Raw genomic sequence first — 20801 nt, forward strand, 5'->3', positions numbered from 1 at the left:
GGCCCCGCCCACCAGGGTGATCGGTCGGATCACGTCAGTTCACATCAATCCGGAGGTCATACCCGAGCCCCGAACCGTAAGGTGCATGACATGCGCGCAGTCATCACGGTCCAGGGTGAAGACGGGCCCCACATCCACGAGTTACGGCAATGGCTGAGTGAGGATCCGCGTCTGCGCGGCCGGATCCGGGCCGGTGGCGGAGGCGATCTGCCGGCCGGCGCCATGGGTGTCGCGGCCGACGCGCTGATCGCGCTGCTGGCCCCCGGCGGGGTGGCCGCGGTGTTCGCCGGGGCGGTCGTCGCCTGGGCGCAGACCCGGCGCGGCAGCCAGACCATCACCATCACCCGGCCCGACGGTACGGAGATCACGGTCTCCTCGGACCGGGTACGCGGGCTGGACGCCCAGGAGACGGCCACGCTCGCCAGGCAGTTGGCCGCCGAGGTGGTCCCGGCGCCGGACGACCCCGGCAGCGACGCGACGCCCGCCCGCGGCGACGGACCGCCCGCCCCGTGACCGCCGGATCGGGCGGGACCCGGCCCGGTCAGGGGCTCGCCGCGCCCGGTACGCACGCGATCCTCGTCGGAACCGGCCGCCACGCGCCCGGTTCGGCCCTCCGGGACCTCCCGTCCGTCGACACGACGCTCGACGACCTTGAGCGCGTGCTGCGGGACGTCTGCGGGATGCCGGCCGAACGCGTCCACCGGGTCGCCGCCGACGCCGGCTCCTCGGACGTCGTCGCCGCCGTCGAGCACGTCGTGGCCGGGGCGACCGGCCCGGTCCTGTTCCACTACGTGGGCCATGGACTGCTCGGACCGGGCGACGAGTTGTTTCTGGCCACCCGTACGAGCCGGTCCACGGAGGAGATCGGCGGAGCCGTCTCGTACCACGTCCTCAAGGGCCTGCTCGGCGGGGCCGCCGAGGGCAGCGCCGTCATCCTCGACTGCTGCTTCTCGGGGCGGGCGTCGGTGCCCGGCGGCGGCCGTGGAGCCAACCCGTTCGTCGCGGTGGGGCCACGCGGCAGCTTCCTGCTCAGCTCCGCCTCGTACTACGACCTGTCGTACGCGCCGGAAGGCGAGCGGCACACCCGGTTCACCGGGCGGCTGCTGGGCCTGCTGGAGGACGGCGACCCGGCAGGGCCGCCGTTGCTCACCCTCGACCACGTCCACGCCGCTCTCGACCGGGAGTTGAGGGACGACCCCGCCCGCCCGCACCGCCGGAGCGAGGGAACGCTCGGCGACCTGGTGCTCGCCCGCAACCCCGCCTACCGCGCCGCCACCGCTCCGCAGGACGATCCGCCGGCCGATGTGCCCTGCCCGTATCCCGGCATGGAGTCCTTCCGCGCCGAGGACAGCGGCTACTTCCACGGCCGTGACGCGCTCACCGACGATCTGCTGGCCGCCGTGAAGGCGTCCGGGCCGGATCCGCTGTCGGGGCCGGACCCGCTGGTCCTGGTCGGCGCGTCCGGTGTCGGCAAGTCGTCGCTGCTGCGCGCCGGGCTCATCGCCCGCCTGAGGAGCGAGCGCGAGGCCTGGCCCGTACTTCTGCTGCCCGCACCCGGACCGCACCCCTTGCGTCAACTGGCCGAGCTGTGGGCCGGGTACACCGGACGTCCCGAGGACGAGGTGCGCGCCGCGCTGGACGAAGACCGCCTGCCACCGCCGCTCCCCGGCCGGCGGCCCTGCCGGCTGCTGGTCGTCGACCAGTTCGAGGAGATCTTCACCCGGTGCCGGGACGACGAGGAGCGGGCACGCTTCATCTCCGTCCTCACGCGGCGACGGCCCGACGGACCGCGCGTCGTGGTGAGTCTGCGCGCCGACCATTACGGCAGCTGCCTCGACCACCCGGAACTCGTCCGCGCCCTCGCCGTCAGCCAGTTGACCGTGCCGCCGATGACCACGGACGATCTGCGTGCCGCCGTGGAGCACCCGGCACAGGCCGCCGGTCTGACGCTGCAGGCCGGTCTCACCGACAGGCTGCTGCACGACCTGCGCCAGGGCGGGCGCGCGGGCCTGCCCTTCTTGGCGCACGCGCTGCGCGCGACCTGGCTGAACCGCAGCGGCGCGACGCTGACACTCGCCGGATACGAGACCACCGGCGGGATCTGGCGGGCCGTCACCACCACGACGGAGGAGCTGTATCAGGACCTGGACGAGGCCGGCCGCGCGGCGCTGCGCGAACTGCTGCTGCGCATGGTGCATGTCGCGGCGGACGGCTCCGGGGACGCCGTACGCCGCCGTATCCCTCTCGACACGCTGCTGCTCCGGCCTCAAGACAGCGATCTGGTCGACCGGTTGGTCGCCGCACGGCTGGTCACCATCAGCCAGGACAGCGCGCAGATGTCCCACGAGGCGCTGCTGCACGCCTGGCCGCGGCTGCGCCGCTGGATCGACGAGGACCGGGCGGAACTGATACTGCGTCAGCAGATCGCCGACGACGCCGACGCCTGGCTGGAGTCCGGGCGCGACAGTGCGTTCCTGTATCGCGGCACCCGTCTGCGGAGCGCGTTGGAGCTGCTGGAGCGGGACCGGCCCCGGCGTGACGTCGACGGGGAGTTCCTGGCGGAGGGCGTGGTCGCCGAAGGGGCGGAACGCGCACTGGAGTTGCGGCGTGTCCGGCGGCTGAAGCTGGCGCTGGGCGGCGTCGCGCTCGCCTTGTGCCTGGCCGTGACCGCCGCACTGATCGCCGTCGACCAGCGCGGCACCGCCGACTCCCAGCGGCGCCTCGCCACCTACCGGGCGCTTCGGGCGGAGGCCGTGAACCAGCGCGCCGAGGAGCCGCAGACCGCGCTGCGCCTCGGCGTCGCCGCATACCGCCTCCAGCCGTCGGCGGAAGCTCGCGCAGGACTCTTCGACACCCTGGCGCAGACACCTTTCGCGGGTCGTACGCACCTGTCCCGGCGGCTGAACTTCACCGTGGCGCAGAGCGCGGACGGTGCGACGCTCGCCGTCGACGACGCGGACGACGGGCGGCGCGTCCTGCTGTGGGACGTCCGTGTACCCGGCGAGCAGCGGCGGCTCGCGGCCTTCACCGCCTGCCAGGACGAGCTCTCCGCCCTCGCGTTCAGCCCCGACGGCCGTACCCTGGCAGTGGGTTGTGAGAACGGCACCGTCGGTCTGTGGAAGCTGCGAGGGACCACGCCGCCGGACCGGATCACCACACTGCGCGTGACCACGCCGCACGGGGAGGTGGAGGCCGTACGGTTCAGCCCCGACGGCAGGACGCTCGGCGCGGTGGGGTGGTGGGAGAGCAACACTGCCTTCGGAGCCCTGGTCCTGTGGGACGTACGGAACGCCACCCGGCCCCGGACGCTCGCCGTCCGGCGTGGTCTCTACGACAACGGTCGGATCGAGTTCAGCCCCGACGGCAGGACGCTCGCCACGGCCAGCGGCAGGACCATGGCGTCCGAGGATCCGCCGGACAAGGACTCGATCACGCACCGGCCGGGAGTGACGCTCTGGGACATGACCGAGCCAACCCGGCTGAAACGGCTGAACCGCTTCGACGGCAGGGGCGAGACCTTCGCGTTCAGCCCGGACGGCCGGCGGCTGGTCCTGGCGGACGGCATCACCGTCGAGGTGTGGAACGTCTCGACACCCGCCAGGCCTCGCGGGGAGCGCAGTTGGAACGCCCACAAGGAATCCGTCACCGACCTCGCCTTCCGCGTGGACGGCAAGGTCCTGGCGACCGGCAGCGTCGACAAAACCGTGGTGCTGTGGAACTTCACGGACCCGGCGAACCCCTCGAAGGCGCTGACCCTCAACGAGCACGGGAGCACCGTTGACTCGGTGGCCTTCAGCGCCGACGGCCGGCAACTCGTCAGTACGACCGGCAACGAGGTCATCCGCTGGAACGTGACCACGCGCGGCCCTCGGGCGGTCAAGGCGCTGGGCCAGGAAGGCGGGGTCTCCGGGGTCGACATCAGCCCGGACGGCAAGCTGCTCGCGACCGGCGGGGCCAGGGAAGTCGTCGACCTCTGGGATTTCACCGACCCGCTCAAGCCGACGCGCGTCGCCTCGTTGAAGGGTCACACCAAGGGTGTGCGGGCCGTGTCCTTCAGCCCGGACGGAAAGGCGCTGGTCAGCGGTGACGCCTCCGGCGCCGTCATCTTCTGGGACCTCACCGACCCCTCCCGCCCACGCCGGGCCGCCACCGTACGCCGACCGAACGAGATCTTCTCGCTTGCCTTCTCCCCCCGCGGCACGACCGTCGTCGCCACCGACGGCATCTTCCTCACGGGCTCGGCCACGTTGTGGAACGTCGAGGATCTTGACCGTCCCCGTGGAAGAGGGTCCTTCTCCAACGCCGGCCTCTCCCGCTCGCCGCAGTTCCGCCCCGACGGCAAGCTGCTCGCCCTGCCCTCACAGATCGGCACCAACCTGTGGGACGGGAACGCGGCCGGGAAGCTGGTCGAGGTCCCGTCCGCCGGGCCGTTGGCCGCCTTCGCGCCGGACGGCAGGACTCTGGCGACCGACCACTCCGACAAGGCTGTACTGCTGTGGGACATCGGCGACCCGAAGCACCCCCGCGAGATCGCCGGCATCGACGGGCCGGACGACGGCTTCAACTCGTTCGCGTTCCACCCGAAGGGGAATCTGCTCGCCGGAGCGGGCTCGGACGGTGACATCGTGCTGTGGGCGGTCGGCGAACGACGCCGGCCCCATCAGGCCGCTGTTCTCACCCAACTCACGCAGGGCGTCGAGACCGTGGAGTTCACCCCCGACGGACGCCACCTCCTCGGCTCCGACGGCACGAACGTCCTTCTGTGGGACTTGAACGACCTCCCCGCCATCAGCGCCGACACCATCGGGCGGGCCTGCGCCGTCGCCGGGGGCGGTCTCACCGAGGAGGAGTGGAAGCGGTACGTACCGGGCCTGTCGTACCGGCAGACCTGCCCGTCCTGACGGCCGCAGCGGTGGCGGCGGGCCTCAGTACCGCCCCGCCTCGCGCTGCTGGCGCAGGGCCGCCACCCGGCGGTACAGCTCCACCGCCTCACCGCCCCGGCCGAGCTGTTCGAGACAGTGCGCCTCGTCGTTGCGGCTGGCGAGCGCGTCGGGGTGGTCGGGGCCGAGGACGCGTTCGCGGGACTCCGCCACCCGGCGGTAGACCGTCAGCGCGTCGGCCCAGCGGCCCAGCCAGCCCAGTCCGACGGCGACCTCGCGACGGCTGACGAGGGTGTCCGGGTGGTCGGGGCCAAGTACGCGTTCGCGGATCGCGCACACGTCGCGGGACTCCACGAGGGCTTCCTCCCAGCGGGCGAGCCGGCCGAGGTTCACCCCCAGCCCGTGCCGCGCGCGCAGCGTCTCCGGGTCGCTGGGGCCGTGCACGCGGGTGCGGTCGTCGACGAGGCCCCGGTACAGCTCCAGTGCCTCGTCGCTGCGGCCGAGCCGGCCGAGGCTGATGCCGACCTCGTAACGCGCCGCGAGGCTGTCGGGGTGGTCGCCGCCGAGGGCGTGGGCGCGGCCGACGGCGACCTCGTGGTACGTCTGGAGCGCTTCCGTCCAGCGGCCGAGCATGCCGAGCGCGTACGCGACCTCATAACGGGTGACGAGCGTGTCGGGGTGGTTGGCGCCGAGCACCCTGGTGCGCGCCGTCGCCACCTCCAGCGCCATCCGGTACGAGTCCTCGATCCGGCCGAGCCGGCTGAGGTTGAAGGCGAGGTTGTGGCGGCAGCGCAGGGTGTCGGGATGATCGGCGCCCATGGTGCGTTCGCGGGACGCCAGCACCGTCGCGTACACCTCGTGCGCCTCGAAGTGCCGGCCGAGCTGCCCCAGCACGTACGCCGTCTCCTGCCGCGCGGCCAGCGTCTCCGGGTGGTCGGGGCCGAGCGCCCGTTCGCGGCCTTCGGTGACGCGGACGAACTCCCGCAGCGCGTCGGCCGTGCGGCCGGTCCTGCTGAGCGTGAACCCGACCTCGTAACGGCTGGAGAGGGTGTCGGGGTGGTCGGGCCCCAGCGCGTGCTCCCGCTCGGCCGCGACCGAGCGGTGCACCTCCCCCGCCTCGTCCCAGCGGCCGAGCCTGCCGAGGCTGAGGCCCGCGTTGTGTCTGCTGTTGAGCACGGCGATGTGTTCGGGTGAGGGCGTGGGGCGTTCGGGGCGCGCGTACCCGCCGGTCATGGCGCCCGCCGGCCCCGACGGGGTGGTCCACTCGCCGGTGAGTCCCGCCGTGTGGTCGGGGGGCGTGATCCGCAGCCCGGTGGCGCCGGTCGCCTTGTGGCCGACGGTCATGCCGTACGTCCAGGAGGGCAGCCGGGCGCCCCGCCCGTCGGGGCCGGCGGCGGCGTGCCCGTGGGACGTGGAGCCGCCGGACGACGGCGGGTGCGCGAGCATCGGCGGCTGGACCGGCGGACGGCCCTCGCGCCCCTCCCGGCCACCGGACAGGGACCGGGCCGCGATGATCCGGTGCCGCAGCGCGGTGGCGTCCGTCGGGCGCTCGTCGGGTGTCTTGGCCAGCAGGTCCAGGACGATCCGGTCGAGGAAGCCGGGCAGTTCGGACCGGTGGCTGCGCAGCGGTCGCGGCGCGGTGTCCCGGTGCCCGACGAGGATGGCCCACGCGTCGTCCAGATCGAAGGGCGGGGCGCCGGTGGCGATCTCGTAGAGCACACAGCCGAGCGAGTACAGGTCGCTGCGATGGTCCACCGCGCCGCCGCCGATCTGCTCGGGCGACATGTAGTGCGGGGTGCCCATGGCGATGCCCGTGCCGGTGAGCTTGGAGGTGAACCCGATGTCGTGGCCGAGCCTCGCGATGCCGAAGTCGCAGATCTTCACCGCGCCGTCGGTCAGCCGCATGATGTTGGCGGGCTTCAGGTCCCGGTGGACGATGCCCTGTTCGTGCGTGTACGCGAGCGCGTCCGCGACCTGCTCGGCGATGTCGACGATGTCCGGCACCGGGAGCGGGCCCTGCCCGTTGTCCTCCAGGAGCTGGCTGAGATTGCGCCCTTCGAGCAGCTCCATCACCAGATACAGCACACCGTCGTGCTCGCCGAAGTCGTGGACGACGGTGACGCCCCGGTGCTGGAGGGCGGCGGCGACACGCGCCTCGCGGCGGAACCGCTCGCGCAGTACGCGGGTGAACGACTGATCCTGCTGCGGGCCGAGCGGCTTGAGGCATTTCACGGCGACGTGCCGGCCGAGCGATTCGTCCTGGGCCCGCCACACCTCGCCCATGCCACCGCGCCCGATCAGATCGAGCAGCCGGTACCGGCCCTGGATCAGACTCGTTTCCGCCATCGCCCGCTGTCGCCCCCGTCGCCTCGCTTCTGCGCCCTCCCCGGCCCGTCCAGTATGGCCGTCCGTCTGCGGAGTTTGGCAGCCTGTCTCCTGAGTTGGCGTGGACCGGGGCGGGTCTCGCGCCCGAGCCTGGCCATCGCGCCTCTGATGTGGCCGGGTGGGATACGGCGGCGCAGCCAACCGGGGACGGCGCGCAGGACGGCCCCGGTGACGCGGAGACGGCGGGTGACCCGTCGCGGTGCGGGGGCGGGTCTGCCGTACAACTCATGGGCGTGGCCGGGCAGTGAGTCGTACGCGAGCGCGGAGACCCGGCGCCACAGCAGAGCGCGGACGGGGACGAGCAGCGGGGGTACGGGGGGACGGCGCAGGAAGTCGTCCACCTCCCGTGCGTCGGGGCCGGCGGCCAGCTCGGGTCGTACCCGTTCGAAGTACGCGGCGAGTTCGGCCCTGTTGGCGGGTACGAGTGCCGGGTCGAGGCCGACGAGGCGGGCGCCTTCGCGGTGTTCGTCGATGTAGAGATCGGCCTGGGCGTCGGTGACGGGGAGGCCGGAGCGGCGCAGGACGTGCAGGTAGGAGTCGACCTCGGCGCAGTGCACCCAGAGCAGCAGGTCCGGTTCGTCGACGCCGTAGCGCTCGCCCGTCTCCGGGTCGGTGACCTTGAAGTGGGTGTGGACGCGGCGGACGCGGGCGCCGGCCTTCTCGGCGGCGTCGGTGGTGCCGTAGCTGATGGTGCCGACGAAGTTGGCCGTACGCCTGAGCCGTCCCCAGGCGTCCCTGCGGAAGTCGCTGTTCTGTATGACGCCGCGGACGGCGCGTGGGTGCAGGGCCTGGAGGTAGAGCGCGCGGACGCCGGCGATCCACATCATCGGGTCGCCGTGCAGCTGCCAGGTGACCGAGTCGGGGCCGAAGAGACCGGGGTCGCCGTCCCTGTTGCCGTCCACGCGTCTCACCATGGCTCCCCTCCGCTGTCGGCCGGACTGCCCAGGTTAGGCCGTGTGCGAAAGTAGCGCCGTCCGCCCGGCACAGGGCGGGCGCGCGCGGAGGGGCGCGCCGGCGCGGGGCGTTGCAGGATGGGCCCATGCTGCTGGCCACGCTCGCCCATGTCTCACGGGAGGTCGCCGCGACGTCGGCGCGGTCCCGGAAGATCGCCCTGCTGGCCGAACTCTTCCGCGCGGCCGGGCCCGCCGACGTCCCGGTCGTCATCCCGTGGCTGGCGGGCCGGCTGCCCCAGGGGCGGATCGGTGTCGGCTGGCACGCGCTCAAGGACCCCGTACCGGCGGCGGAGGCGGCGACGTTGACCATCCGCGAGGCGGACGACGCGGTCACCGCTCTCGCCGCCGTCGCCGGTCCCGGCTCGCAGACCGAACGCAGACGGCTGGTCCAGGCCCTGCTGGGCGCGGCGACCGAGGAGGAACAGCGGTTCCTGATCGCGCTGCTCTCCGGTGAGGTGCGCCAGGGCGCGCTGGACGCCGTCGCCGGGGAAGCCCTCGCGCAGGCGACGGGCGCGCCGCCCGCCGGCGTGCGCCGGGCGGTGATGCTGGCGGGGTCGCTCCAGAGCGTCGCCGAACGGCTGCTGGCGGACGGCCCCGACGCGCTGGACGAGTTCCGGCTGACCGTGGGCCGCCCCGTGCTGCCGATGCTCGCGCGGACGGCGGGGAGCCTGGCCGAGGCGGTGGAGAAGCTCGCGCCGTGCGCCGTGGAGGAGAAGCTGGACGGGATCCGCGTACAGGTCCACCGGGAGGGTGACACGGTACGGGTCTACACCCGCACCCTGGACGACATCACCGGCCGGCTGCCCGAGGTGACGGCCGCCGCGCTCGCGCTGGACGGTGACCGCTTCATCCTGGACGGGGAGGTCATCGCGCTGGACGCGGAGGGCAGGCCCCGGCCGTTCCAGGAGGTCGCGGGGCGGGTCGGCTCCCGTACCGACGTACGGGCGGCGGCCGTCTCCGTACCGCTGTCGCCGGTCTTCTTCGATGTGCTCGCCGCCGACGGCGCGGACCTGCTGGACCTGTCGTACGCCGAGCGCCGTACGACGCTGGACCGGCTGGTCCCGGAGCCGATGCGGGTCCGGCGGGTGGTGGTGCCGGCTCCGGACGGGGACGCGGTGCCCGACGGGGACGCGGTGCCCGATCTGACGGAGGCCGAGGAGTTCTCGCGGGCCACGCTGGACCGGGGCCACGAGGGCGTGGTGATCAAGGCGCTCGACACCCCGTACAGCGCGGGCCGGCGCGGGGCGGGCTGGATGAAGGTCAAACCGGTCCACACGCTAGACCTCGTGGTGCTGGCCGCCGAGTGGGGCCACGGCAGGCGCACGGGCCGCCTGTCGAATCTGCATCTGGGCGCCAGGCAGCCGGACGGCTCATTCGTGATGCTGGGCAAGACGTTCAAGGGCCTGACGGACGTGATGCTGGAGTGGCAGACGGAGCGACTGCGCGAACTGGCCGTGGACGACGACGGTTTCACCGTGCGGGTGCGTCCGGAGCTGGTGGTGGAGATCGCGTACGACGGTCTCCAGCGCTCCTCCCGCTACCCGGCCGGAGTGACGCTGCGGTTCGCGCGGGTGCTGCGCCACCGCGAGGACAAACCGGCGTCGGAGGCCGACACGCTGGAGACGGTGCTGGGCACGTAGGGCGGCCTCTCAGAGAGCCGGCCGGCCGGGTCGCGCGGCCTGGCTGGACCGCGCGACCCGGAAAGCCCGCTACCCGGCCGCGCCGCGCGGCACGACCGTGGAGAGTACGGACGGCAGCGGGGACCAGTCCGACGAGACGATGCTCGCGTGCCGACCGGCCAGCAGCGTGACGCGGTCGCGCGCCTGGGCCTCCGTCGGGTTGGTGCCGTCGATGGCGGGCGGCACCGCGTGCGCGTCCGTCATGACCACCAGGTAGTGCCGCTGGTCGTACCAGGCGGTGTCGAAGCCCTCGGCGGCGTAGGTGGACGCGGAGCCGTCGAAGACGACGAACCACGGCCGGAGCGACGCGTCGGCGTACCGGGTGCGGGGGTCACCGGCGGCGGCGCCGAGCACGGCGGGGAAAGCCGCCGCCTCGCCGAGCCGGCCGGCGGCGGCGAGGTCGCGCAGGTGCGTGGCGTACTCGCGGTCGGTCCACAGGGTGTCGAGGGGGTTCGCCTGCTCGACGGTGCCGGGGATCAGCTCGAAGACGAACTTGCCCGCGAGCGCGGAGCGCGCCGGCCAGCCGCGTTCCTGGACGGCGCTGTCGAGGTTCGCGCTGCCGCCGACGAGGTCGGCGGGGCGGTAGAGCGCGTCGCCGAGCGTGGAGCCGAGAAGCGCGTCGAGGGCGGCGGGGCCGCGTCCGCCGTTGGCCTGGAAGCCGTCCTTCAGTTCGACCTTCACGAGGATGGGCCGGTGGCCGGGGTTGGCGTCGTGCCAGGCCTTCATGTCCTTCAGGCAGCCGGGCAGGCCCTGGTCGCGTGCCTTGGTGCGCAGTTCACCGGCGTTGGCGGCGTTCACGCAGTTGCTGTCGCTGCCGAGCGGGTTGCTGTGCGAGACCCGCCACGACGCGCCGAACACATTGGTCCAGACGTCGAGTTCGAGCATTCCGGCACCGGAGTCCAGCGCGTCGGCGAAGTACGGGAAGGTCGCCTTCTCGTACGCGTTGTGGACTCCGACCCCGGTGGAAGAGGAGTACGGCAGCTGCTCGTCGGCGACGGCGACGCCGGCCTGGCTCAGCGCGCCCGCGAGGGCCAGCGCTCCGGCCGCGCTCGCCGCGACTGTCGTACGCATGAGTCTTCCCATGTTCCCGGCCTTCCCGTCAGACGAGTGAAGTCACGGGAACGGTAGGGCAGTTGAGTGACGTATGGGGGGACGGAGGCTTACGTGGACCGGCACCGTCCGCAGTACGGCGAGAACGGACACCACCGGTGGCCGGTATCCGCGGCACCCGCTCCGTCCGACGCGGGCCCTACGACGCGGCGGGCCACGGCGGCGGCGCCGACTGACGCCCCATCAGCTCGGCGAGACCCCGCCGGGTGGCGGCCAGCACGACCCGGTCCTGGGCACGCAGCACATAGCCGGGGTGCAGATCCCAGACCAGGCCGGCGGTGCGGTCCTCGTCGTGGTCGCGACGGGTGTCGGCGAGATCGGGCAGCCGGTCCCCCGGCTCCGCCGTGTCCAGGGCGATGATCCGCCAGGCGCCCGGCCTGAACACCTCGGCTACGGTGCGCCCTTCGAGCCTCGGGTGCCCGGCCACGTCGATGGCCGCGACCAGCAGCACCTTGCGCTCGACCGGGATCGCGCCCAGGATCTGACGCCCCATCATGGCGATGGCGAAGGCCGGAGCGGCGAGCGTGGAGACGCTGCGGCTGCGGGTGAGCGCGCGGGGGTGGGCCGCGCGCAGCGTCCGGTAGACGGCGGTGGCGAACTCGTCGTCGTACAGCCGCAGGGCGACCCGCAGGTCCGGCTTGACGGAGCGCGCGTACAGGGCGGCTTCGAGGTTGGTGACGTCGACGCTGGTGAGCGCGAGAAGGGCGTGCGCCCGGTGCACCTTGGCCGACTCCAGGACGCCTTCCTGTGTCACGTCACCGACCACCGTCGGCACCCGCAGGCTGCGCGCGAGGGCGATGCCGCGGGCCTCGGGGTCCTCCTCCACACAGACGACGGGTATGTCGAGTTCACGCAGCCGTACCAGCACCCTGCTCCCGATCTTGCCGAGGCCGAGCAGCACGATATGACCGGACAGACCACGGGGCGGCCTGCGCAGGGCCGACGCGTTGCGGAACGTGCCGAGCGCTTCGAGTACGGCGGCGAGCAGCACCGGCAGCAGCAGCAACCCGGCCACTCCGGACAGGAGTTGGATCACCTGGCGCTCCAGGTCCTCGCCGGTGGCGGGGTCGCCGATACCGAAGAGGTCGAGCAGGACGATGTACGTCGCGTGAAGCGGGTGGTCGTCCATGGTGATCGAGGAGGCGACGGCCAGGGCCAGTACGGCGGCGGCGATCCCGGCGAAGGACCAGCGCAGCCGCCGGGAGAGGAGCGAGCCGAGCGGCGCGCCGCGCCCCGTCGTGCGGCGGCGTGACAGCGTCTCGCCGTCGTGGGAGACGGCTTCCAGGACCACGGTGCCCCGGCCGGTGGCCGCGGCGGTGCTGGCGTCGTCGGGCAGCAGCCGGGGGCCGTCGTGCCCGCTGCTGTCCGAACCCTCCGCGCCCGCCGGGTCGTTGGTCGTCGACGACAGCAGGGCGAGGGTGCACAGACCGGGGTCGGCGACCTCGCCGGGGCCCGGTGGGTTGCGCTCCACGGCCCGCAGCATCAGCCCGTCGGCGCGGACGATCTTGCTGGTGCCGGCGACGGCGGTGGCCGCCAGCGCGGGAGCCGCGGTGTCGGCGTCCGAGAGCACGGTGGTGGACGCGTCGAGCGCGGCGATGTCGAGGCCCGGCACGGCGACGGCGGCGGCCTGGTCGAGCAGGTCTTCGAGATGTTGGCCGAGTTTGCGGTTGTAGAGCCTGATGACGAGGCGCAGTTGGGGATTGAGACGCCGGGCCGCGAGAGCTGTCCTGATGTTGACCTCGTCGTCGTCGTGGACGAGCGCGAGCGCCGCGGCCTCGGTCACGCCCGCCTCCGCGAGGACGTCGGTGTCGAGTTCCGCGGCCTCGACGAGGTGAGGGAACGCGAGGTCGCCCGGCCGGGCGTCCGCACCGCCGCTCGCGGGGCCGTACGTCCGGGCCATCACCGCCGACATCCGCCCGATGAGGGCGGACGCCCTGCCACGCCCGGTGAGCGGCGCGGGGTCCCTGCGTTCCGCGCGTACGGGCGGGACGACCAGGGTCACGTGTTCCCCGTAGACCTCACGCAGCTCACCGGCCAGCCGGTGGCCGAGGGCGTCGTCGCCACAGACGATCATGTGGCCCGGCTGCGAGCCGTGTTGCACCTGGGGCGGAAGTTGCGGCAGTGAGGTCACAGGCACAGTCTGCCCAACAAGGCGTCAGGAAAGGCAAGTTCCAGCCGGTCAGCGATCTGGGCCGGGCCTGGTCCGCGCCGCCGCATCCCGCCTGCCGGCTCCGCTCAGCGTCGGAAGGACCGCAGGACCACGAACTTCGGATCGCTCGCCATGACGTCGCAGTTGCCGAACAGCCGCCGCAGCTTGGCGTGGTAGCCGAGATGCCGGTTGCCGACGACCCACAGCTCGCCGCCGGGGCGCAGCGCCTCACGCGAGCCGGTGAACATCCGCCAGGCCGTCGCGTCGGTGGTCGCCTGATGGCTGTGGAACGGCGGGTTGTTGAGTACGAGATCGGCCGACCCGGCCGCCACGGTGGCCAGGCTGTCGCCGACGACGAACTCCGCCGGATTGCCGGTGCCGACGTTCTTGCGGAAGGTCGCCTCGGCGGAGGCCACGGCCGAGAACGACTCGTCCACGAAGGTCAGCCGCGCCTCCGGGTTGGCCACGGCGACGGCCGTGCCGACGACGCCGTTCCCGCAGCCGAGGTCGACCACGTGCTCGCGGCCACGGCGCTCGGGCAGATGGCGCAGGAAGAACCGGGTGCCGATGTCGAGGCGTTCGGCGCAGAAGATCCCGGCGTGGTTGGTCACGGTCAGGCCCGAGGCACTGCCGGTGCCCTCGGGCACGGTGTACGAGATCGGCCAGGGACCGGCCGCCGTGCGGGGGCGGTCACCGGCACGGGCGCGGTCGGCGGCGCGGTCCCGTTCGGCGGCGGGCGCGCAGAAGATCAGGCGCGCCTTCTTCACGGCGAGCGAGGTCCGGGTGGGGCCGAGGATCTGCTCGAAGAGCTTCAGCGTGGAGGTGTGGATCTCGGTGACCTTGCCGGTGCCCACGACGACGGTCCCCGGACGCACGGCGGGCGCGAGCCGGTGCAGCTGGTCCTCCAGCAGGGAAAGGCTCTTGGGCACCCGGATCAGCAGGACGTCGACCCGCTCGGGCGGGGTGTCGCGCGCCGACAGGAGCCGTACGGCGTCGGTGTCGATGCCGTTGCGCAGCAGATTGGCTCGGGTGGCCTGCTGGGTGAGGTACGAGTCGGTGATCTGTACGGGGCGGTGCGGGGCGAGCGCGGTGGCGAGCGCGCCCCACCGGTCGCCGACGACGACCACGCTGCCGGACAGATCGACGCCGGCACCGTCTGAGGCCTCGGACTCGGACCCCGCCTCGGACTCGGCCTGCGCCTCGGCGAGATGCCTCAGCAGATACTCGTCGGCCGCGTCCCAGGCCCGGAGCGTGTCACGGGGCTGCTCGGGGAAGCGGGCAAGGTCGAGATCGCCCCAGGGCGTCGTCAAACGGTTCATCGTCCACTCAGGCTAACCGAGCGGACGGGCCGCCCTCGGCGGCGTACCCCGCTGAACTGCCGTTCAGCCGTCCCTGTCCATACGGTCCGGGTCCCGCGCCCGGTCCCGCGCCGCCTGTTCCCTGGCCATCTCGCGGGCCCGCTGGAGCGCTGCCCTGGCCTGCCGCACGGTCAGTACGGCGGCGAACTCGGACCGCGCGATGTCCAGGACGGCATCGGCGTCGGCGGGCGGTTCCGGATGGTTGCGCAGGGCGATGTCGGCGGCGGCCAGCGCGAGGATGTCGTCGTCGGGCGACGCGTCCGGCCGGGACATGCTCCGCATGACCTCGTGCCACAGCCCGCTCATACGCTCACGCCCCCTCGTCCGCCCGTACGGCGCGGACACCCGCCCCCGGACCCGGCCCCGTGGGATGGCCGATCGTCGCGAGCACCTGCTGGATCATCTCGTCCGCCACGACCTCGCGCGGCACCGTCCCGCCGCTGCGGGCCCAGTGCGCGATCAGCTCGTTGATGGCGCCGATCAGGGCGACCATCGCCAGGGTGTAGTCACGCGCCACCGCCTCGCCCCGCCCGACGGCCCGGTCCGCCTCGCCGGTCAGGAAGTCCGTCCACAGGCTGCGCCAGACCACCCGGTGGTCCTCCACGGCGCGGTTCACACCGATCACCTCGACGAAGGCGACCTTCGCGGACGCGAGGTCGGCGGTCACAGCGCCGACGTACGCGCGCACCAGCGCGGTCACCCTTGTCCGGGTGTCGGCCTCGTCGATCCCGGCACCGTCGAGGGACGCGAGAGTCGCCTCCATGCCGTCCCGCGCGACCTGGTTGTGCAGCGCGATCAGCAGGGCCTCGCGCCCTTCGAACTCCTGGTAGAAGGCGCGTATCGACACATGCGCCGTGGCACATATCCGTTCGATCGACGTGCCCACGTAACCGCGGGTCGTGAAGAGGTCGGTCGCCGTCGTCAGCAGCCGCTCACGGCGCAGCGCCCTGCGCACGTGTCCGGTGCCCGACTCCGCCCCGCGCGGACCGCCCGCGACGCCGGCGGGATCATCTGTCGATTCCATCCGCTCTCCCCGAATGACGGCATGCCCGAATCACGCCACGCGTCCATGGCGGAGTCAGCGGTAAGAGTGCTTATCGAGCATGGCACGCGGCATGTGCCCGCCGGTCGGTTTCGGGGAAATCGCGGGAGCCGTACGCCGTTGGAATTCGCGCCGGCCCTCACGTCAGCTCAGGTGTTCGAGAACCCCACCCGATTGGCCGCAGTGGCGGGCTCCCGGAGTGCGCTGACAATTCATCACTTCTACCGTCCTGTCCAGGGGGACGCTCACGAGTGGGAGATCCGATGCGCACGATAGTTACGGCCTCGGCGGCGGTCGCGGGTGCCGCGGCTCTCGTTCTCGGGGCGGCGGCGTCCGTCTTCGCGGGCGACAAGGCGGAAGCGGCGGCGTCCGTCTTCGCGGGCGACAAGGCGGAATACGACTACAGCGTCTCGCCGGAGGCCGTCGCACCCGGTGGCGAGGTGACGATCCGGACCACCGGATGCCAGGTGCCCACCGTGACCGTGTCGTCCGGCGTGTTCGAGACCGTCACCCTCAACGAGGGTGAGGAGAAGTCCGCGAAGATCTTCGACGACGTGAAGCCGGAGGCCGAGTACGAGATCACCTTCGACTGCGACGGCGTGATCCGCTCGGTGCCGCTGATGATCAAGCCCGGCGCACCCGGAAAGCCCGGCAAGCCCGAGAAGCCGGGCGAGCCCGAGAAAACCGAGAAGCCCGAGAAGCCCGGCGAGCCGCCGCACTCGGCACAGCCGCCGGGGCCGTGGGAGCCGTCCCGGCCCGAGCCCCCGGAACAACGGCCTCACGAACCCCGGGAGCCTCGCGAGGACGGCGCGCACAAGGGCGTGAACGCCGGCATCGGCGGCAGCACCGACGGCGGGCCGAACACGGCGGGTCTGGCGGCCGGAGCCGCGGTCATCGCGGTCGCGATCGGCGGCGGCGTCCGCCTCGTCCGCGACCGGTCGGTGAACGGCTCGCGATGACGGAGACCGAAAGGCTCCGGGCGTCACGCTGGTCGACGGTCGTGCTTCTCCTGCTCGTGGGCATCTTCGTGGTGCGGCTCAGCAGCGAGGGCCAGGTCGTCCTCCCACCGCAGCCGGCGGGCGCGGCACCCGCCGTGCCCGATGCCGACCCGGACCCCGGCGGGGCCGCGGACGCCGTCCCGATGCCACGGCCCAGGGGTACGGCCGCGAGGGCCGCGCCTCCGCTGCCGGGCTCCACGGCGACCCGGATCCGTATCCCTTCCGTACGCGTCGACGCGCCGCTGACGCGGGTGGCGCTCGACGCGGACGGCCTGATCGACGCGCCGCCGCCCACCCGCCCCGATCTGGCGGGCCACTTCAAGGGGTCGGTGACACCCGGCGAGCAGGGCACGTCGGTGGTCGTGGGACATGTCGACACCGCCGAGGGCCCGGCCGTCTTCTACGACTTGGGGCGGATCGTCAGGGACAGCAGAGTCGAGGTGTCGCGCGCCGACGGCACCACCGCCGTGTTCACCGTCTACGGCGTCGAGAGCTTCACCAAGCGGAACTTCCCCGCCAAGAGCGTCTACCGCGCGACGGGTGCGCCGGAGCTGCGCCTGATCACCTGCGGCGGCGCCTTCACCGAGAAGACGGGCTACCAGGGCAACGTCGTCGCCTTCGCCCGGCTGACCGAGACCCGCAAGGCGGCCTGACCGTCCGCCGGCGCGGCAAACCTGTTGCGAAGCCGGCGGCACCTCGCTGAAGTGGGCGGATGGACACTGAAGCGGTACGCACACTGTTCGACCGCCAGATGCGCTGCCAGGCCCCGGCCGACGGTCCGGGCGTCGTGGTCGAACGGGTGGGCGCCGTCGTCCGCCAGACGGCCATCACCTCCGGCGCGGGCGTGGAGGCAGACGCAGACGGCGGCTGGAACGGCGTCCTGTGGTCGGCTCTGGACACGGAGTCGGCGGATGCCGCGATCGCCGAGCAGATTCGTCATTTCACCTCCCTGGGCCTTGAGTTCGAGTGGAAGCTCTACTCCCACGACGGACCTGACGACCTCGCCCGCCGGCTGGAGGCGGCCGGGTTCACACCGGAGCCTCCGGAGACGCTGATGATCGCCGAGGCCGCGGCCCTGCCGGACGACGTCGCACTGCCCGAGGGGGTGCGGCTGATCGAGGTCACCGACGCGGCGGGGGTGGAGCTGATGGCCGAGGTCCACGAGCAGGCGTTCGGTACCGACCGCGACCACACCCGCGAGCGGCTGCTGGCCCAACTCGCCGCCGCCCCGCGGAGCGTGGCGGCGGCCGTCGCCGTGGCCGGTGACGTACCGGTGAGCGCGGCGCGGATGGAGCTGCCGCCCGGCACGGAGTTCGCCGGCCTCTGGGGCGGCGGCACCGTCCCCGCCTGGCGCGGCCGGGGCCTCTACCGTGCGCTGGTCGCCTTCCGTACGCGTCTGGCGGTCGAGCGGGGCTACCGCTACATGCAGGTCGACGCGTCGAGCCAGAGCCGCCCCATCCTGCGGCGGCTGGGCTTCGAGGAGCTGAGCACGACCACGCCGTACGTCCACACCCCTTGATCCACACCCCTGGGAGCGGGCCCCGCGTTCTCAGGCGAACAGCGCGTCGAGCCGTGTCTCCCCGATGTGCCCCCGGTACTCGGGATCGTTGACGGCGGCGGCGGAGGCGGTGAACAGGCCGACGATGGCCGCCACCAGCAGCAGATCGACGGCGAGCGGCAACAGCGCCATGGCCCGGGTCCTCAGAAGTCCGAAGGTCATCGGCCGGTTCACTCCGTGAACGCCAGGCGGCCTCGCCGTGCCGCGCATACACCGATGGAAGTAGCCGCCGCGTGAAGAACCGGAGAATATTCCCCGATCGCGTGGTCCGAAAAAATTCCACGGCGACCCGCTCGATTTTCCGGTGCGCCGCCCGGGGGTCGCCAAGACGTCACGTACTCGGCCGCATGCACCGTGCTACTGTAGCCGTCAGTTGCAGTTGTGGTTCCCGAAGACTTCAAGTGCTCTCGCCGACTTTATGTGCCGGTGGGCGCGCTTTTGTATTTCCGGTGCTTTTCCGGACAGGGTAATCATCTAAGGCGACGCGGAGTTCGCACAGTGCGAACCCCCGGGCAGCATTGCCCTGAAGGAGATCAAAATGGCTAGTGGCACCGTAAAGTGGTTCAACTCGGAAAAGGGTTTCGGCTTCATCGAGCAGGACGGCGGCGGCGCCGACGTCTTCGCCCACTACTCGAACATCGCCACCCAGGGCTTCCGTGAGCTGCAGGAGGGCCAGAAGGTGACCTTCGACGTCACGCAGGGCCAGAAGGGCCCGCAGGCGGAGAACATCGTTCCCGCCTGACGCCGACGCGTAAGACGTAGCCGGGTCCCGCACCTTGCGATGCGGGACCCGGCTGCGTTGCTTTTTCTCCGGGCCCGCCCGGTGCGCGTGACACATCGGAGTGTGGCGCGGGACCAGGTTTCTCCTCGCTGTCCCTGACGGCCGGCCGGCACATCCGCGTCGCATACCCCGGCGCGGTTCTGTTTTTGTTTTCCCCGGCTCGTTCTTGCGATTCCTTGCGCGGTCATTCTGCCCAAGAGTTCCTCGATACGTGCCGCATCGAGAGAGGTTCAGCATGAACCGCACGCCTCGCACGAACGACCGTTACTCCCGTACCCGCTCCGGCGGCCCCGGTGCCTCCGGCGGCGGGCGCTATCGCCCGCAGTCGTCGGGCTCGGGCCGTTCGGGTTCCTCCGGCCGGTCGGGGGGTGGCTACGGCCGTCGTCCGGCGGCCGTGCAGGGCGAGTTCGCCCTGCCGGTCACCGTCACCCCCGCCCTGCCCGCCGTGTCGGCCTTCGCCGAGCTGGACATGCCGTCGCCGGTGATGACGACGCTCGCCGGCCTCGGCGTGAGCGAGCCGTTCCCGATCCAGGCGGCGACGCTGCCGAACTCGCTCGCGGGACGTGACGTCCTCGGCCGGGGCCGTACCGGCTCCGGCAAGACCCTCGCCTTCGGGCTGGCGCTCCTCGTCCGCACCGCCGGACAGCGTGCCCAGCCGAAGCAGCCGCTGGCGCTCGTTCTCGTACCGACCCGCGAACTGGCGCAGCAGGTCACCGACGCGCTCACGCCGTACGCCCGTGCGCTGAAGCTGCGGCTCGCCACCGTCGTCGGCGGCATGTCGATCGGCCGGCAGGCCGGCGCGCTGCGCGGCGGCGCCGAGGTCGTCGTCGCGACTCCCGGTCGGCTCAAGGACCTGATCGAGCGGGGCGACTGCCGGCTGGACCGGGTCGCCATCACGGTCCTCGACGAGGCCGACCAGATGGCCGACATGGGCTTCATGCCGCAGGTCACCGAACTCCTCGACCAGGTACGGCCCGAGGGGCAGCGGATGCTGTTCTCCGCGACGCTGGACCGCAATGTCGATCTGCTGGTCCGCCGCTATCTGAACGACCCGGTGGTGCACTCGGTGGACGCCGCCGTCGGCACGGTCACCACCATGGAGCACCACGTCCTGCATGTGCAGAACGCCGACAAGTACGCGACCACGACGGAGATCGCGGCGCGCGACGGCCGGGTGCTGATGTTCCTGGACACCAAGCACGCCGTCGACCGGCTGACCGAGCACCTGCTGAACAGCGGCGTGCGGGCCGCCGCGCTGCACGGTGGCAAGTCCCAGCCGCAGCGCACGCGGACGCTCGCCCGGTTCAAGACGGGTCATGTCACGGTGCTCGTCGCGACGAACGTCGCGGCGCGCGGCATTCACATCGACAATCTCGACCTCGTCGTGAACGTCGATCCGCCGAGCGACCACAAGGACTATCTGCACCGCGGCGGGCGCACCGCGCGCGCCGGGGAGTCGGGCAGCGTCGTCACGCTCGTCCTGCCCGGCCAGCGTCGCGACATGACGCGGCTGATGGCCGACGCGGGCATCGTCCCGCAGGTCGCGCAAGTACGCTCCGGCGAGGCCGAGTTGAGCCGGATCACCGGGGCGCAGGCCCCGTCGGGTGTGCCCGTGGTCATCTCCGCGCCCGTCTCGGAACGCGCCAAGAGCGGTTCGGGCAGCCGTGGCCGCGGCCGTCCGTCCCAGGGCCGCAGGTCGTCGGGGGCCGGCGCCGCGCAGGGCCGGTCGGGCGGCGGACGCCAGTCGTCGTCGCGCAGCTGGTCCGCGTAGGTTCGCGGGCCCGTAGCGGCCCGACTTGCGCGAAGGGCCCCGTCACCGGTTCGGGGTAGGGGGCCGTCGCCCCACGCGGGGCCCCGCGGGCGGGGACGTTCCCGGGGGGGGGGCGCGCCCCGCCGCCCCCCGCAACC

The 20801-nt window shown here is 72.5% G+C and carries 16 protein-coding genes; 8 read left to right on the forward strand and 8 right to left on the reverse strand.

Going from position 1 to position 20801, the window contains the following annotated elements:
* Nucleotides 1–90 precede the first annotated feature (90 nt).
* Together ACIBLA_RS22050 and ACIBLA_RS22055 are read left to right on the forward strand one after the other, a co-directional pair.
* On the forward strand, nt 91–513 hold the full coding sequence (locus ACIBLA_RS22050; RefSeq protein ID WP_363244923.1) for a hypothetical protein: 423 nt from the start codon (nt 91–93) through the stop codon (nt 511–513).
* Nucleotides 510–4901, forward strand: a complete 4392-nt coding sequence (locus tag ACIBLA_RS22055; protein ID WP_399199539.1) for a hypothetical protein — start codon at nt 510–512, stop codon at nt 4899–4901. The genes ACIBLA_RS22050 and ACIBLA_RS22055 overlap by 4 nt, the downstream gene beginning before the upstream one ends.
* Before the next feature lie 24 nt (nt 4902–4925).
* On the opposite strand, the gene ACIBLA_RS22060 is transcribed toward ACIBLA_RS22055, so the two are convergent.
* Both ACIBLA_RS22060 and ACIBLA_RS22065 read right to left on the reverse strand, forming a co-directional pair.
* Nucleotides 4926–7226 (reverse strand): serine/threonine-protein kinase, encoded by a 2301-nt coding sequence (locus tag ACIBLA_RS22060; protein ID WP_363244925.1) that lies wholly within the window; start codon nt 7224–7226, stop codon nt 4926–4928.
* Nucleotides 7208–8179, reverse strand: a complete 972-nt coding sequence (locus ACIBLA_RS22065) for an oxygenase MpaB family protein (protein WP_399199540.1) — start codon at nt 8177–8179, stop codon at nt 7208–7210. The genes ACIBLA_RS22060 and ACIBLA_RS22065 overlap by 19 nt, the downstream gene beginning before the upstream one ends.
* Before the next feature lie 125 nt (nt 8180–8304).
* Here ACIBLA_RS22065 and ACIBLA_RS22070 point away from each other — a divergent pair, with 125 nt between their 5' ends.
* Nucleotides 8305–9858 carry an ATP-dependent DNA ligase gene (locus ACIBLA_RS22070; protein WP_363244927.1) on the forward strand — a complete coding sequence of 518 codons (1554 nt, stop codon included), beginning with the start codon at nt 8305–8307 and terminating at the stop codon, nt 9856–9858.
* Between the two features lie 69 nt (nt 9859–9927).
* On the opposite strand, the gene ACIBLA_RS22075 is transcribed toward ACIBLA_RS22070, so the two are convergent.
* The 5 genes from ACIBLA_RS22075 to ACIBLA_RS22095 all read right to left on the reverse strand — a co-directional run bounded on the left by ACIBLA_RS22075 (nt 9928) and on the right by ACIBLA_RS22095 (nt 15538).
* Entirely contained in the window at nt 9928–10980 is a 1053-nt protein-coding gene (locus ACIBLA_RS22075) for a phosphatidylinositol-specific phospholipase C domain-containing protein (RefSeq protein WP_363244929.1), read from the reverse strand.
* 166 nt (nt 10981–11146) lie between these two features.
* Nucleotides 11147–13081 carry an NAD-binding protein gene (locus ACIBLA_RS22080; RefSeq protein ID WP_363244942.1) on the reverse strand — a complete coding sequence of 645 codons (1935 nt, stop codon included), beginning with the start codon at nt 13079–13081 and terminating at the stop codon, nt 11147–11149.
* A 161-nt stretch (nt 13082–13242) separates the two neighbouring features.
* Nucleotides 13243–14475, reverse strand: a complete 1233-nt coding sequence (locus tag ACIBLA_RS22085) for a methyltransferase (protein WP_363244930.1) — start codon at nt 14473–14475, stop codon at nt 13243–13245.
* 63 nt (nt 14476–14538) lie between these two features.
* Nucleotides 14539–14820, reverse strand: coding sequence for a hypothetical protein (locus ACIBLA_RS22090; protein WP_363244931.1), 282 nt, complete (start codon nt 14818–14820; stop codon nt 14539–14541).
* 4 nt (nt 14821–14824) lie between these two features.
* Entirely contained in the window at nt 14825–15538 is a 714-nt protein-coding gene (locus ACIBLA_RS22095; protein WP_399199541.1) for a TetR/AcrR family transcriptional regulator, read from the reverse strand.
* Nucleotides 15539–15819: 281 nt separating this feature from the next.
* On the opposite strand from ACIBLA_RS22095, the gene ACIBLA_RS22100 reads away from it, so the two are divergent.
* Genes ACIBLA_RS22100 through ACIBLA_RS22110 form a run of 3 tightly spaced genes read left to right on the forward strand, consistent with a single transcriptional unit; the run spans nt 15820 to nt 18073 of the window.
* Entirely contained in the window at nt 15820–16515 is a 696-nt protein-coding gene (locus tag ACIBLA_RS22100; protein ID WP_363244933.1) for a hypothetical protein, read from the forward strand.
* Nucleotides 16512–17207 carry a class F sortase gene (locus tag ACIBLA_RS22105; protein ID WP_363244934.1) on the forward strand — a complete coding sequence of 232 codons (696 nt, stop codon included), beginning with the start codon at nt 16512–16514 and terminating at the stop codon, nt 17205–17207. Before ACIBLA_RS22100 ends, ACIBLA_RS22105 begins: the two co-directional genes overlap by 4 nt.
* A gap of 59 nt (nt 17208–17266) precedes the next feature.
* Nucleotides 17267–18073, forward strand: coding sequence for a GNAT family N-acetyltransferase (locus tag ACIBLA_RS22110; protein ID WP_363244935.1), 807 nt, complete (start codon nt 17267–17269; stop codon nt 18071–18073).
* Nucleotides 18074–18103: 30 nt separating this feature from the next.
* Here ACIBLA_RS22110 and ACIBLA_RS22115 read toward each other — a convergent pair whose 3' ends face one another.
* Nucleotides 18104–18244, reverse strand: coding sequence for a hypothetical protein (locus ACIBLA_RS22115; protein ID WP_399199543.1), 141 nt, complete (start codon nt 18242–18244; stop codon nt 18104–18106).
* Nucleotides 18245–18650: 406 nt separating this feature from the next.
* On the opposite strand from ACIBLA_RS22115, the gene ACIBLA_RS22120 reads away from it, so the two are divergent.
* Nucleotides 18651–18854 carry a cold-shock protein gene (locus ACIBLA_RS22120; protein WP_222974187.1) on the forward strand — a complete coding sequence of 68 codons (204 nt, stop codon included), beginning with the start codon at nt 18651–18653 and terminating at the stop codon, nt 18852–18854.
* A 274-nt stretch (nt 18855–19128) separates the two neighbouring features.
* Complete coding sequence (locus tag ACIBLA_RS22125) at nt 19129–20664, forward strand: DEAD/DEAH box helicase (RefSeq protein ID WP_363244937.1); 1536 nt, start codon at nt 19129–19131, stop codon at nt 20662–20664.
* Nucleotides 20665–20801 lie beyond the last annotated feature (137 nt).

The organism is Streptomyces sp. NPDC050433 (assembly GCF_044458565.1).
Classification (GTDB): Bacteria; Actinomycetota; Actinomycetes; order Streptomycetales; family Streptomycetaceae; genus Streptomyces.